General features: G+C 31.8%; 13 protein-coding genes and 1 riboswitch. Of the genes, 12 read left to right on the top strand and 1 reads right to left on the bottom strand.

The genetic code is table 11. The features are described from left to right. Window positions 1-127: 127 nt before the first annotated feature. The 5 genes from N4A68_10705 to N4A68_10685 are packed head-to-tail and all read left to right on the top strand — an operon-like array spanning window position 128 to window position 5,823. The gene (locus N4A68_10705; protein ID MCT4564763.1) at window positions 128-1,003 is read left to right on the top strand and encodes a sugar ABC transporter permease; all 876 of its coding nucleotides are present in this window, start codon (window positions 128-130) and stop codon (window positions 1,001-1,003) included. Between the two features lie 3 nt (window positions 1,004-1,006). Further along, window positions 1,007-1,843 (top strand): carbohydrate ABC transporter permease, encoded by an 837-nt coding sequence (locus N4A68_10700; GenBank protein ID MCT4564762.1) that lies wholly within the window; start codon window positions 1,007-1,009, stop codon window positions 1,841-1,843. Window positions 1,844-1,856: 13 nt separating this feature from the next. After that, window positions 1,857-3,080: a hypothetical protein gene (locus N4A68_10695; GenBank protein MCT4564761.1), complete on the top strand. Its 1,224-nt coding sequence runs from the start codon at window positions 1,857-1,859 to the stop codon at window positions 3,078-3,080. Window positions 3,081-3,127: 47 nt separating this feature from the next. Continuing rightward, window positions 3,128-4,819: an alpha-glucosidase gene (locus N4A68_10690; GenBank protein ID MCT4564760.1), complete on the top strand. Its 1,692-nt coding sequence runs from the start codon at window positions 3,128-3,130 to the stop codon at window positions 4,817-4,819. A gap of 20 nt (window positions 4,820-4,839) precedes the next feature. After that, entirely contained in the window at window positions 4,840-5,823 is a 984-nt protein-coding gene (locus N4A68_10685) for a LacI family transcriptional regulator (GenBank protein MCT4564759.1), read from the top strand. Between the two features lie 53 nt (window positions 5,824-5,876). Here N4A68_10685 and N4A68_10680 read toward each other — a convergent pair whose 3' ends face one another. After that, window positions 5,877-7,817, bottom strand: coding sequence for a Cache 3/Cache 2 fusion domain-containing protein (locus N4A68_10680; GenBank protein ID MCT4564758.1), 1,941 nt, complete (start codon window positions 7,815-7,817; stop codon window positions 5,877-5,879). Between the two features lie 290 nt (window positions 7,818-8,107). On the opposite strand from N4A68_10680, the gene N4A68_10675 reads away from it, so the two are divergent. The 7 genes from N4A68_10675 (at window position 8,108) to N4A68_10645 (ending at window position 15,313) form a co-directional block, all read left to right on the top strand. Further along, window positions 8,108-8,269, top strand: coding sequence for a hypothetical protein (locus N4A68_10675; GenBank protein MCT4564757.1), 162 nt, complete (start codon window positions 8,108-8,110; stop codon window positions 8,267-8,269). Window positions 8,270-8,590: 321 nt separating this feature from the next. Beyond that, window positions 8,591-9,823 carry an arginine deiminase gene (gene arcA / locus N4A68_10670; protein MCT4564756.1) on the top strand — a complete coding sequence of 411 codons (1,233 nt, stop codon included), beginning with the start codon at window positions 8,591-8,593 and terminating at the stop codon, window positions 9,821-9,823. A 19-nt stretch (window positions 9,824-9,842) separates the two neighbouring features. Continuing rightward, entirely contained in the window at window positions 9,843-10,835 is a 993-nt protein-coding gene (argF, locus tag N4A68_10665; GenBank protein MCT4564755.1) for an ornithine carbamoyltransferase, read from the top strand. Window positions 10,836-10,891: 56 nt separating this feature from the next. Next, on the top strand, window positions 10,892-11,818 hold the full coding sequence (arcC, locus tag N4A68_10660) for a carbamate kinase (protein ID MCT4564754.1): 927 nt from the start codon (window positions 10,892-10,894) through the stop codon (window positions 11,816-11,818). A 27-nt stretch (window positions 11,819-11,845) separates the two neighbouring features. Then, entirely contained in the window at window positions 11,846-12,652 is an 807-nt protein-coding gene (locus N4A68_10655; GenBank protein MCT4564753.1) for a TrmB family transcriptional regulator, read from the top strand. A 62-nt stretch (window positions 12,653-12,714) separates the two neighbouring features. After that, a riboswitch (cyclic di-GMP riboswitch) is annotated at window positions 12,715-12,803 on the top strand. A gap of 11 nt (window positions 12,804-12,814) precedes the next feature. After that, a complete protein-coding gene (locus N4A68_10650) occupies window positions 12,815-13,828 on the top strand; it encodes a hypothetical protein (protein ID MCT4564752.1) in 1,014 nt (337 codons plus the stop codon). A 363-nt stretch (window positions 13,829-14,191) separates the two neighbouring features. Further along, window positions 14,192-15,313 carry a glycosyl hydrolase family 8 gene (locus tag N4A68_10645; GenBank protein MCT4564751.1) on the top strand — a complete coding sequence of 374 codons (1,122 nt, stop codon included), beginning with the start codon at window positions 14,192-14,194 and terminating at the stop codon, window positions 15,311-15,313. The last annotated feature ends 1 nt before the right edge of the window (window position 15,314 follow it).

Genomic DNA, 15,314 nt, shown 5'->3' with positions numbered 1-15,314 from the left:
CTTAGAAATTACTTCTTTATTTAAGTTCCAATATTAATCTATATTTAGAAAAATTGACTACGAATGGAACCTTAACCTAGCAAAGAGACCAAGTCATCTTTGTATAAGGCTGAAAGGAGAAATGGCAATGCATAAAAGAAAGCAAAGGATAGGTTATATATTCCTATTACCCGCTGTCCTTTTAGTTGCAACCCTTGTATTTTATCCAGTAATGAAGACTATTTATATAAGTTTATTTGAATATAGAGTTCAGACTATAGCACAGGGATCTAAATTTATTGGATTAGATAATTATAAGAAAATATTTACAGATGAACATTTCATAGAATCCTTTAAATGGACTGTACAGTTCACAGGTATATCTGTAATTTTAGAATTGATTCTTGGTATAACTTTGGCCTTGATAATGAATAGAAAAATATTTGGGCAAGGGATTATAAGAACAGCTATTTTGATTCCATGGGCTATACCAACCATTGTATCGGGCTTGATATGGGCATATATGTTTGGACATAATGGTATTATTAATGCTGAATTGTATGCCATGGGGATAATATCGGAGTACATACCTTGGTTGACAGAAGAAATTACTGCAAAGGCAGCAGTTATAATTGCCGATGTTTGGAAAACAACACCCTATATGTCATTACTATTATTAGCAGGGCTTCAAAATGTTCCTAAGAATTTGTATGAAGCGGCATCCATAGATGGGGCTAATAAAATACAGCAATTTTTCCGGGTTACTTTACCTCTTATAAAACCAGCCATGATGGTAGCTATTTTATTTAGAGTTGTGGCCGCACTTAGGATTTATGATTTGATTGCTGCCATGACCAGTGGAGGACCCGCTGGAACTACAGAAAGTTTATCTATTTATACCATAAGTACGTATTTTACCTATGGCAACATTGGATATGGAGCAGCTTTAGCTGTTGCTATGCTTGTTTTATCACTTATTATTAGTTTATTGTTTGTTAATGCATTAAAGACTAAGGTGGGATAACATATGGAAAGAATCAAGAAAATAGGAAGCAAAACCTTTTATATCTTATTTTTTTTGGCATTTATAGGTTCAATGCTGTTTCCGTTTTTATATTTACTATTTAGTTCATTTAAAACTGAGAAAGATATCATAGCAATACCACCTAAAATATTGCCTACAGAATGGACTTTGAAAAATTATATAAATGCTTTTACCCAGCAGCCTCTTTTGAAATATATATTCAATAGCTTTGTTGTATCAATTTTAGTTGTTTTTATATGCATTACAATAGCATGCATGGCTGCATATTCCCTTTCAAGGACTAATATAAAAGGCAAAAAAGTATTTTTAATATTCCTATTGGCTATATCGCTTTTGCCTCCAGTGACAATTATAAGTCCGATATATCTTATGATGAGTAAATTAAAGCTGTTAAACTCATATTTAGGTCTTGCTATAGTGATAACAGTCCTAGATTTGCCCATGGCAGTTTGGTTTTTAACAGCCTATTTTGAAGCCATTCCATTTTCATTGGAAGAAAGTGCAGAGATTGATGGAGCAAATATTTATCAAACCTTTATAAGGATAATAATACCATTAGTTAAGCCCGGGATTTTCACCGTTAGCATATTAGTTTTTATTTTCGGATGGAATCAATATCTATTTGCACAGATACTCAATCAATATGAATCCCATAGGACGGTAACGGTGGGATTAACATTATATCAAACTGATTATGTAGTACCCTGGGGGACATTAAGTGCAGCGGCTATAGTGACTATCATACCATTGATTGTAATGGTTTTAGCTTTACAAAAAAGGATACTTTCAGGGGTGTTAGAAGGTGGAGTTAAAGAGTAAAGGAGACAGACATATGAGATTTGCAATGGTAATTAATGTTTATGTAGATGTTGATGAGAACAAGTATAATTCCTTTGATCATCCAACCTCTTTTGAAAGATTTAATGAGGAAAATACATTGATTGAGACTGTAAAAAGTATAAATAAGCTTGGTATTGATAAGGAAGACAATTTAAGAGTTTATATATTTGCAGTAGCAACTCAAAAAGAAACAAAATATGATAGTGAAATTAGAAAAAAGATCAGAAAAATCTTTGAAGATGAGAAATGCCCTTATGAGACATTAATATATACAAATGATGATATATTTAAGCTTAAGGAAATTACAAACAATGATTTCTTGGATACATCAGGATATCCAGAAATCCGAAATCTGGGATTGATAATACCATCGATTTTAAAGGAAGATGTAATAATACAAATAGATGATGACGAATTATTGAGAGAGCAGTACATACTACATGCTAAACAATTGATAAAATTCAATGGGGATAAGTATATAATTACAGCTCCATATGAGAAGAATGGAACTATTCGAATTAAAGCATCGGATCCATTGACTAGTTGGAAGAAGTTTTCCACAATGGACAATGATATGGAAAGATTAATTAACTATGAAGGTTTAAGGGAAACCTTGTTTGGTTTCGGGGGAAATATGATCATAAAAAGAGAAACGGCACAGGTATCATTTTATCCCCTAGATGTACCAAGGGGAGAAGATTTTTCTTATCTTTTGGCAAATAGATTAATTTATGAAAATGGTAATGATGAGGTAGGTATATTACCCAAGGATAATAGGTATGCTGCATATTTTTGCTGTGATAAAGAAGTTACTATTATTCATAGACCTCCTAGGGAAGCAAAAAAAGACTTTTTAAAGTATTTTGAAAATAATATGAGAAGGTTCATCATGGAATGGAATATGTTCAGTAATCAGCAGAATCTATCTGAGTCAAGGCTAGAGGAGCTATCATACTATTTAAAGGCTATGTTTGGTTATAAAGATATGAAGAAAAAACTGTTAAGTATAGTAGAAGAAATCAGACAAAAATATGACTATCCTAAAGAAAAAGTCGATGAAGTTGAAAATACATTGATTTGTGAAATTGAAAAATATATTAATAAAGATAGATGGCAGGAGTACAAGGATCTACAAAAGAGTTATATTTATAATATGGAAAAAATGGGGGAAAACAAATACGTTTTATTAAAAGCCCTAGAATTGGGTGGAAAATAGGATTATAGCCGGGGTTTATGGCTATATATAGAAAGAAGGAATAAAAGTTGAGTGATAGATGGTGGGAAAATAGTGTTATCTATGAAATTTTCCCAAGAAGTTTTAAAGATAGTAATGGAGATGGTATTGGAGATATTCAAGGAATAATTTCAAAACTAGATTATATAAGGGATTTAGGAGTTGATGCAATTTGGCTTTGTCCCATATACAAATCTCCAAATGATGATAGTGGCTATGACATAAGTGACTATTATAGTATTTGGAATGAACTAGGGACTATGGAGGATTTCCATAGACTAGTAGCAGAATTGAAAAAGCGTGATATAAAGCTTATTATGGATTTAGTAGTAAATCATAGCTCCGATGAACATGAATGGTTTATAGAGTCAAAAAAATCAAAGGATAATCCATATCGTGATTACTATATATGGAAAAGGGGTAAAAATGGTAAAAAGCCAAATAATTGGTTGGCTACAAAGGTAGGGGGTTCTGCCTGGGAATATGATGAAGGAACCGATGAATACTATCTGCATATATATTCAAAAAAACAACCGGATTTTAACTGGGAGAATCCAAGGGTACGTCAATCGATCTATGATATAATGAAATTTTGGATCGATAAAGGTGTGGATGGTTTTAGAATGGATGTAATAAATAAGATAGCTAAGGAAGATGGACTTCCAGATGTTAAAAGAAAAGTAGGAGATACTAGAGAATATTTACCTGCTGAAGAGTATTTTCAAAATCATCCAAAGGTACATAAGTACTTGAAGGAAATGAATAAAGAGGTATTATCAAAATATGAGGGCATTATGGCTTTAGGACAGACTCAAGGGCTCACTCCTGAGGATGCATATCTATATACGGGGGAAGAAAGAAATGAGATTAATATGTTTCTTCAATTTGAACATGTTGAATTAGATAAAAAAGGAAACAGAAAGTTAGCTTTTGATTTAGTAGAATTTAAAAGGATTATTAATAAGTGGCAAATAGCATTAGATGGCAAGCTTTGGAACACAATATTTTTTGGAAGTCATGATCTATCCCGTAGTGTTTCACATTTCGGTAACGATAAAAAATATAGAATACAGTCAGCAAAAATGTTGGCCACCATATTATTGACATTAAAAGGCACTCCTATTGTATATTTTGGAGACGAAATAGGTATGACAAATGTGAGGTTTTCAGATATTGATGATTATAGGGATATCAGAACATCTAATATTTATAAAGAAAGGGTTTTGGAAGGAAAAGAGGATATTAAAAGGGTAATGGAAGATATTTGGGAGATTAGTCGTGATAATGCGAGAACACCTATGCAATGGGATTTAAGTAAAAATTCTGGTTTTACCAATGGAGAGCCTTGGATAAAAGTTAATGAAAATTATAAAGAAATAAATGTATATAATAATTTAATTGATGAAAATTCCATATATAATTATTATAAGAAGATGATTAAATTAAGAAAAAATAATGATGTTCTTAGAAAAGGTAAGTTTAAGTTATTATTAGAAAAGGATGAATATGTTTTTTCATATATTAGAGAATGGAATAACAAAAAAGTATTGATTATAGCTAGTTTTTCAAATGAAGAAATAAAGGTGAATTTAGACTTAGAGGCATTGAATGATTTCAATAATTGTCAGCTGTTGATATCCAATTACGAAAACAAATATGAAGATATTAGTGATATAAATCTAAGACCATATGAAGTTAGAGTATATTCTTTAAATAATTAACTGAACAGGGAAGTGTTTTTATGAGTTCAATTAAGACGGTTGCTAAACTTGCAAATGTATCAGTGGCAACAGTTTCAAGGGTTTTAAACAATGATAATAAAGTTAAAGCTGAAACAAGAGAAAGGGTATTAAAGGTTATAGAAGAAATAGATTATAGACCTAATTTATTGGCAAAGAACTTAAGAAAAAAATCAAGCAGTACCATATTGATTGTGCTACCTACTATTTCTAACCCTATATTTAATGAAATTATTAGGGGTGCTGAAACTGCAATAAAAGAAAAGGGATATAACGTTATCATTGGAACAACTGAACTTGATAATAATCAATTAGAAACCTTTATAAACCTATTAAAAACCCAACAGGTTGATGGGGCAGTATTTTTATCATCAAGTATTAATAAAAATAAGCTTAAGGAAATCGCCGATGATTATTCCGTTGTAATGTGTAATGAATATTTTGATGAAATAGATGTTCCCTACGTATCAATAGATAATAAAAGGGCTGGATATGATGCATGTAAATATCTATTTGAAAGGGGTAAAAATAATATAGCCTATATTAGGGGTTATATAGATTCTAGTTCATCATTGGGAAGACTTGATGGTTATAAAAAGGCCCATAAAGAAAAAAAAGTTCCTTACAATACGGAATGCATAATTAAAGGAAGTAATGACTTTGAAAAATTAAGATTACAGACCATAAAATTAATTGAGGAGCATCCTAGTATAGATGGACTCTTAGTCAATTCTGATATTCAAGCTTCCATTGTTTTAAAAACATTAAAGCAATTGGGATTAAGGATTCCTGAGGATGTTGGAATAATAAGCTTTGATGGAACAATTATTTCCCAGATTGTTGATCCAAGTTTAACTAGTATTGTACAGCCTATGTATGAGCTAGGCTATCAATCAGTAGAAATCCTAATTGATAAACTCAATAAAAATGAAGTAAAAAATATGCAAGTTATACTTCCCCATAGATTAGTAAAAAGAGATACTTAAAGATATTCTCCTATAATCGTAAAAGCGATCTTGATGTCTTGATCGCTTTTACTTTATTCATATATATCGGAAAATTCCACTTCGATTTTTTCAACATTGGCATGGTGGTTAATATTATTTTTGTGTTCTTCACTATTGTCATTATCAATTAATCTAACGGGTAATTCTATCACAAATTCAGTGCCTTTATTACATTTACTATTTACATGAATTGTACCTTTATGCATTTCAACTAATGATTTTACAAGGGATAGTCCAATACCACTGCCTTCATGTCTTCTACTTAGCAGTGGATCTACCTGTTTAAATCTTTCAAATATCATATCGAGTTTATCCCCTGGAATACCTATTCCAGTATCCTTTACGGAGATTTGAATATTATCACCTTTATCATAAACATTCACTTCGATCTTATCTCCTGGTCTAGTGAATTTCACTCCATTAGAGATAAGATTCAAAATAATTCTTTCTATTTTTTCTGCATCTAAGGCCATAATTTTTTCTTCTATATCAGTATCAAATATAATTGTTCTTGATTTGCTTTTAATATATTCAGTGGTTGACATAGTAATATTTTCAATCACCTCAACAATATTGTGGTTCTTTAAATCTAACAGCATAAAGCCTGAATCTATTTTAGTAATATCAATCAAGTTATTAACCAATCTTAGCAATCTGTAGCAATTTTGCTTAATTGTATTTACATGTTTTTTAAATTTAAGGGGATCAATTGAAGCTTCAATGTCTTTATCGGTATATAATGAAAAAAGCTGTGTGGTTGAGAAAATTATATTTATTGGTGTTTTCAATTCATGGGATATATTTGAAAAAAACTCTGTTTTTAAGCTATCATATTTAATTGTCTCTTCTAGTAACCTTTTATTTTCCTTAATCATAGAATTAAAGCTATTTGATAATACACCTATTTCATCCTTTGTATTTATATCGGATTGGATGGTTAAATCTCCCTTACCTGCTATTTCCATGTATCCCTTTAATTTATTAATAGGCATAACAAAGGTATGGGTTAAGAATATAGCTAATATTATGCTTAGTAAGAGGATAATCAATGTTATTATAATTATTGTAGATAAAAGAGATGTAGAAGGAGCTTCTAAATCATCATAGTTAGCAGTAGTTACTATATGCCAGTCCCAAGGTTCAAAATATCTATAGGCAGCTAGTTTTTTTACTCCTTCAAGTTCATACTCTATTATTCCATTTTTTTGTGCAGCTATTCTTTTAAAAAAATCATAATTACCAAGATTATCTCCTTTTATATGGGGATGAACAAAAACGTCTCCAGATGAGTTCATAACATAAACATAGCCAGTTTCTCCGATCTTCACATCATTTATAGTTTTTTCTAAATGATTGTTTAAAGCCTTATAGCCCAAAGCAATTGCTCCGATAATCCTTCCATCTACATCCTTTAGGGGTTTATAGCCCGCTACAAACCATTCACCTAAAACCAATGAATTCCCATAGTAATGCTGATCCTTTATGATTGTTTTGTATATGGGAGATTTATTGTCAATATAGCTTCCTATTGGCCTTGTATTATTCACGGTGAGGTTAGTAGTGACCCTTACTAATTTCTGATCCATAAGTAAAAATATAGAAGCTATCGCTTCTAGAGATTCTTCTATATTATCAACAAAATCATTATTAACAGTCAAATTAGTACTTCCAGCATATAAAGATGGGAGACTATGATCTTCAACTTTAACACTATTTACAGCATCTATTTTTATTGAGCCTAGATTGTCTAATTTCTGTTCTGCACAGTGTAAATCAGTACGAATTTTCTCGGAAAGTAAATCATTTCTGACGCTGACCATATTAAGTATTAATTCTGAGATTCGCTGGCTTTTTTCCGTTACTTCATTAAAAATTGCATCCCTTGATTTATCTGCAATGAAGAAACCTAAACAGCTTATGGAAAAGACTATTAAAATGATATAGCTAATTATCAATTTAGATTTAATACTCATATATGAAAATCTCCTTCAATATTTTTATATCAACAAATGGAATTTTAAAGTTGAATTAAAATAAATAATGTAATTAAGTAAAATATTGCATAATAATATTCATATAATTCATAATTCTACAAACTAGGACAAATTCCTCTTTTAATAATTTTAAACTTACAATAATAGAAAATTGTATTATAATAAATATAAGATAATTTAAAGAAAAATGTCATCAAAAAATAATGGTCTATAAGCAATGTTATATATACTATAGAATTACATTATTAAATAAGGATAGGTGATTTAATATGGGAAAGACCAAGGAGCAAGCGGTGGAAGACTTGAAGGGGATAGTTACTACAATAGTGACTTTACTGAAAAATAATAATGTGGGTATTGGGGTAACAAAAGATAAGAAATTCGTTTTAATAGATAGTGAAACCGGTGTATGCATGGAGTTGGAAGAATAAACATATTGATTTTCATTATAGCACTTTACCATAAAAAATATATAAACTCCCTTATAGGCAGCTTGAAGCTTCCCTATATAGGGGGTTTTTTACTTGAGGAAACTGCATAACTTGTAAAGGATTAAAACAAAATAAGTATACAGGGTCCTAAATAAATAGGATATCTTCGTATATTACCAGAAAAGAACTCAATTACATAAAAATTTTAGAATTTTCAAAAATGTATTAGGAAAACGATTGACAAAAGAAATGCTAAGGATTATACTCAAAGAGTATTTAATAACTACTTGGGTAGTGATTAATTGAAGGCAGGGGTGAAATATGGGTGAAAAACAGGCTTTACAAGTCTATTCCGAGATTGGAAGATTGAAAAAAGTTTTATTACATAGACCGGGAAAAGAGATAGAAAACTTGACACCTGATTTAATGGATAGATTACTATTTGATGATATACCCTATTTAGAAATTGCAAGACAAGAACACGATGTTTTTGCGAATATTTTTAGAGAAAATGGTGTGGAGGTATTCTATTTGGAAGATTTGGCTGCTGAGTCCCTTATAAATGATGGAATTAAAAATGAATTTATTGATGAATTTATTAATGAAGCAAAAAACATGAGTCAAAGAAAAAAAGAGCTTGTTAAGGAATACCTTTTAAGCTTTTCATCTAACAAAGAAATGGTTGATAAAATGATGGAGGGCATTAGGAAAAATGAGATAAGTCATTATGAAAGGACTTCCTTAGCAGATATGATTGAGTCCAACTATCCTTTTATAGTAGATCCTATGCCAAATCTTTATTTTACCAGAGATCCTTTTGCTACTATAGGGAGGGGAATTTCTTTAAATCACATGAGGACAGTTACTAGAAACAGAGAAACATTATTTTCAAAATATATATTTAAATTTCATACTATGTTCAAGGATTCAGATATTCCTTTTTGGTATGATAGAAAAGAAAATGCTTCTATAGAAGGCGGAGATCAGCTTATACTAAGTGAGAAAGTAATAGCTATAGGTATATCCGAAAGAACGGAAGGGCCGGCTGTGGAAAGTATAGCTAAAAGGATATTTGAAAAAGATGAAAGCTTTGAAGTGGTGCTAGCCTTTGATATACCAAAAAAAAGAGCATTTATGCATCTAGACACGGTATTCACGATGGTTGATTATGATAAATTTACTATTCATCCTGAAATAGAAGGCCCCCTTACGGTGTATTCATTAAGAAAGGGAGATGGCCCAGGGGATTTATTAATAGAAAAGGAAACCATGGAGCTTAGTGAAATACTTGAAAAATATCTAGAGCTTGATAAGGTTACATTGATTCGCTGTGGTGCTGGAAATATGATAGATGCCGGTAGAGAACAGTGGAATGATGGGTCTAATACACTAGCCATTTCACCGGGAGAAGTTATTGTTTATTCTAGAAATCATGTTACAAACAGGCTTTTAGAGGATCACGGTGTAAAATTACATGTCATGCCATCATCAGAGCTGTCACGAGGTCGAGGAGGCCCAAGATGCATGAGTATGCCACTATTTAGAGAAGGATAATTAAAAGGGAGGAATAATAATGCCAATCAATTTAAAGGGAAGAAATTTTATTACATTAAAGGACTTTACACCACGGGAAATCAAGTATATGTTAGATTTATCAATGGACCTTAAGAAAAAGAAAAGATCAGGTATAAGGGGAGACTTATTAGAGGGAAAAAATATAGTATTGTTATTTGAAAAAACATCAACAAGAACAAGATGTGCTTTTGAAGTAGCTGGTTTTGACGAAGGGGCACAGGTTACTTTCTTGAGCAACAGTCAAATGGGTAAGAAGGAGTCAATAGAGGATACTGCAAAGGTTCTTGGAAGATACTATGACGGTATTGAATTTAGAGGCTTTAAACAAGAAACAGTAGAAGATTTAGCGGCTCATGCCGGGGTGCCGGTATGGAATGGGCTTACGGATCTTTATCATCCAACACAAATTCTTGCAGATTTCTTAACAGTAATGGAGCATGTAAATAAGCCACTTAATAAGGTTAAGTTTGTTTATGTAGGTGATGCAAGAAACAATATGGGCAATTCATTAATGATTGGTGCAGCTAAGATGGGTATGCATTTTGTCGGAGTAGCTCCAAAGGAATTATTCCCATCTGAAGAATTAGTAGGGGAAATGAAGGAAGTAGCTAAGGAGACAGGAGCAGTAATAGAGTTTACTGAAAATATAGAAGAAGGAGTGCAGGCTGCAGATGTAATCTATACAGATGTTTGGGTATCAATGGGTGAAGAAGACCAGTTTGAAGAAAGAATTAAGCAGCTTAAACCCTATCAAGTAAACATGGATATGATTAATAAAACAGGAAATCCAGATGTGATCTTCTTGCATTGCTTACCATCGTTCCATGATACTAAGACAATAATTGGTAAAGAGATTTATGAAAAGTTTGGAATAGAGTCAATGGAAGTAACGGATGAAGTGTTTAGAAGCAAGCATTCAGTAGTATTTGATGAGGCCGAAAATAGAATGCATACAATTAAAGCAGTGATGGTTGCCACTGCAGGGAGATAGAATAGTTTACAGTTATTGGGGTTAATTCTATTAAGATGCAAAGGGGAGGTCAAATAATGAGAATAGTAGTTGCATTAGGTGGAAATGCACTTGGGAAAACACCCCAGCAGCAATTAGATTTGGTTAAAATTACAGCTAAGCCAATAGTAGATTTAATAGAAAAAGGAAATGAAGTTATTATAGCCCATGGCAATGGACCACAGGTGGGAATGATAAACTTAGCTTTAGAGACTGCGTCTCAAACTGAAGCTAAAACTCCAGAAATGCCTTTCCCGGAATGTGGGGCTATGAGCCAAGGCTATATTGGATATCATTTGCAAAACGCCATAAGAGAAGAACTTTTAAATAGAGGAATTAAAAGATCGGTTGCTACAGTAGTAACCCAGGTTATAGTAGATAAGGATGATCAAGCATTTAAAAATCCAACTAAACCAATAGGCTCATTTTATACTGAGAAGGAGGCTAAAAAATTAGCATCGGAAAAGGGCTATATTGTAAAGGAGGATGCAGGTAGAGGTTGGAGAAGAGTTGTACCATCCCCTATTCCAGTTGATGTTGCAGAAAAAGAAACCGTTAAAACATTAGTAGAAAATGGACATATAGTTATAACCGTCGGTGGAGGTGGAATACCTGTTATAGCCGAGGGAAATAGGTTGATTGGAGTGCCAGCCGTCATAGACAAGGATTTTGCCAGTGAGAAAATAGCTGAGATATTAGATGCGGATTATTTAATCATGTTAACTGCTGTGGAAAAGGTTGCTATTAATTTTGGCAAGCCCAATCAAGAGCAGTTGAGTAAGATGACCATAGCTGATGCTGAAAAATATATAGAAGAAGGACATTTTGCGCCTGGATCAATGCTGCCAAAGGTGAAAGCAGCAATGAAGTTTACAGCGTCTAAGAAAGGTAGAAAATCCCTTATAACTGCTTTAGAAAGTGCGGGAAAAGGAATCGAAGGTAAGACTGGTACATTAGTAGTTTAGTAAATCTTTGAAAGGAATAAAGCATAAATGGAAGATGAGAAAGTTATTGAGAAGATGATGGAAATAGGCTTAAATAAATATGAAGCCAAAGCCTATTTATCTCTTCTTAAAAGACCTGATATAACAGCCTATGAATTAGCTAAGCTATGTGGAGTTCCCCAGGCTAAAATATATGAAACAATGACTAAACTTTTGGAAAAGAACTTAGTTAATATTATAAGTGATAATCCGGTTAAATACATTGCTTTAGAATTTGAAAGCTTTTTAGATAATTATAAGAAGAATGTAAGTAAAACCGTAAGATATCTTAAAAATAATCTCAAGGAAGTTAATTCCCATAATCGGATTTCATATTTATTACATTTAGAAGGAACTGATAATATAAATAATAAAATTAGGAATGTTTTATCAAATTCCAAGAAATTCGTATATTTAGAGGCTTGGAATAAGGATTATGAATATTTTAAAGACGATTTAAAGCCTTTAGAAGAAAGGGGAATAGAATTAGTAACAGTATTATACGGAGATACTGAGGATAGGATAGGTGAGATATACTATCATGAGATGGAAGACATGGAGGATAATGTCTTGAAGCATGGTAGATGGTTAACCTTAGTAGCCGATGGAAGGGAATCACTATTTGCTATGTTTAATAAAGATAAACCCCAAGCAATATGGACAGAGAATGAGGCATTTATGCTAATGGCGGAATCCTTTATAGTTCATGATATTTATTTAGCTGAGATATATAAAGAGTATAGAAAAGAGCTTGATGAGAAATTTGGTCCGAATTTAAAAAAAATTAGGGAAAAAATGTGGATAGGCCATATATAAAAAATATAAGCAACTTTAAAATCCTGATGTTTTGGTATATAATTGATTTATAAAGTTTTCCTTTTGGAAAAAGGCAAACCCATAGAAATATGGGGACGCAAAGTCACAGGTCTAAGGAAGCAAAAGCTTCTATGACGGCTGGGTTACCCGGAGGTGTTTTTTGTGAAAAAATATGTATTGGTTATGTTTATTTGGCTATTACCATATATATCCTTTGCTCAATCGGGATTTGAAATTAATTCGGCTACCTTAACACCAGGATATGATATAAATTTATCCTTGGAAAATGCTGAAAAATTAGGGGTTGATACTATAAACCTCTCAGTAAAAATTGATATAGATTCTACTACAAGCAGTATAGCAAAGTTGTCTGATGAAGAAAAACAAAATCTAAAAAGTTCTTTAGATAGAATATCTAAGGGAAAATATAAAATATTCATAGAGCTATTTCCATGGATAAAACAAGGAGAAAATGTGGAAACTGAGTATTGTCCAGACAATACAGAAGTTTTTTTTGATACATGGTATAAATGTATTGATGAGGTCTTAGAAATATGTAAAGACTATGGGATAGAAGGAATATTAATCGAAAATAATTTTGTAAGTCTTTATTATTATGAAAATGATTGGTCAAGAATAATAAATAATGTTAGGGAAAGAACAAGTGCTAAAATAGGATTTAAAGTGAATTGGTGGTATAATGCGGATTGGGCTCCTGAAAGTTATGAATACTATGACTCACTTTTTAATCTTTCATATTTACAAAAAGTAGATTTTATCAGTATACCTGCGTATTTTGAATTAGTTGATAAACCTACTTCAAATGTAGATAAGCTAATTAATAGCTGGAAGTCATCCACACGTTATGATAGAATGCAGCCTATCTATGATCAGATTAAAAAATTATCTGATCACTATAACAAAAAAATATTTTTTGGTGAGGTTGGCTATACAAGCTATAAAGGAACAACTGTTGAGCCTTGGAATTACTGCTTAGAGTCTATAAAAGGTGAAAATGAGCAGGAAGCAGCCTTTAAAGCATTCTTTGAAACCTTTAAGGATAGTGAATTTGTTTTAGGCTACTCATTATTTCAAATAGGAGTACATGATTCAAGATATTATTTTATGGATAATAACAATATGGAAAATACAGTTAAATATTATGTAAGTCAATAGGGATTAATATAGTGGATATGTCTATATACACTGAGGTCTTTTCCTTTCATCACACCTGGAACTTTAGGTTTTTAGGAATACTATGATCCTGTTGACTTTGTCAATAATCTTAAAATAGCTAATAAGCTATTTTTTTGCTGTTTTTTGGGTATTAATATTCTAATGTATCTGTGGGTCTGTAAACACAATAAGCTATTCGAGAAAGCAAATTGCATAATTACCTTCTGTAAAAGACATATATAATAATATACAAGAAATCTTTAATTCCTAACATAAAAAGTAGAAAAAAAGAGGAATTTGGGGAAGCGTGTCGAAAATTATCGAAGAAGGGGTCTTTTCTCTAATTAAAGGAGTTGCATATTTATGAAAAAGATTATAATCATTATTTTGAGTATAATGGCAGTATTTTGCTTTGTTAGGTTAAAGTCCTCACCTAAGCTAAATATAGTGGATGTAAATGACAAAAGTGGTTTTACAGATGAGTATTCACAGGAAGAGCTTTGTTTAAATTTTATAAAGGAAAGTATGTCATCCCAAAGCGGAGGTATATATACCAATTATTTAGAAAATCCTAAGGTTGAAGAAATGGCAAGTGGACATGAGATACTTTCTGAGTCTGAAGGACTTATTATGTTATATTATGCGAGGATTCGAGACAAGGAAGAATTCGATAAGCACTTCAATATAGTTAAGGATAAAATGCTAGATAAGACAGGTTTAGTAAGATGGAGAATTAAAGAAGATGACCATACACTATCAATTAGCAGTGCTAGCATTGATGATCTTAGAATCCTTCGTGCATTAATACATGCCTATGAAGTTTGGAATGATAAAGATTACTATAATATGATGAAAAAAATCAATAAAGGGATGCTGAAATATAACATATATGAAGGTAATTTAAACAACTATTATGATATGGAATACAAATATAAGTCACAGCAAATTGATGCCGCATATATAGATTTACATACAATAAAGCTTCTTTCTAATATAAATAGTAAATGGCTTGAGGTATATGACAATGGATTGAATGTTATTGAAGATGGCTATTTATATGATGAATTTCCATTATATAAAAAAGTCTATGGCATAGATGAAGCTAAATATGTAGATAGTGAAGTTATAAACTCAATAGATGCCTTTTTAGTCATACTGCATCTCAGTGAAGTGGGGGTAGTAAAGGAAGAGACTATACAATGGATAAGGAAGCAAATCAACTATGGACAAGGTATTTTTGCTCAGTATTATGTAGGAACTGGAGAGCCTGTAGAAAAAGTAGAGTGTACTGCTACATATGCCATAGCAGCAAGAATAGCAAAAAATATAGGGGACAAGTCATTATATACAGCCATAATTAACAGAATGTTGGCCCTACAGGTACAAGATGAAACCAACCCAATTTATGGAAGCTTTGGAGATATAGTCACATTAAAGGTGTACTCCTTTGATAACCTTCAAGCCCTATTGGCATTTAAACCCTAGG

The sequence above is a fragment of the Maledivibacter sp. genome (assembly GCA_025210375.1).
Taxonomy (GTDB): domain Bacteria; phylum Bacillota; class Clostridia; order Peptostreptococcales; family Caminicellaceae; genus JAOASB01.
The sequence above is the reverse complement of the archived record's forward strand: the minus strand, read 5'-3'. Positions and strand labels throughout refer to the sequence as shown.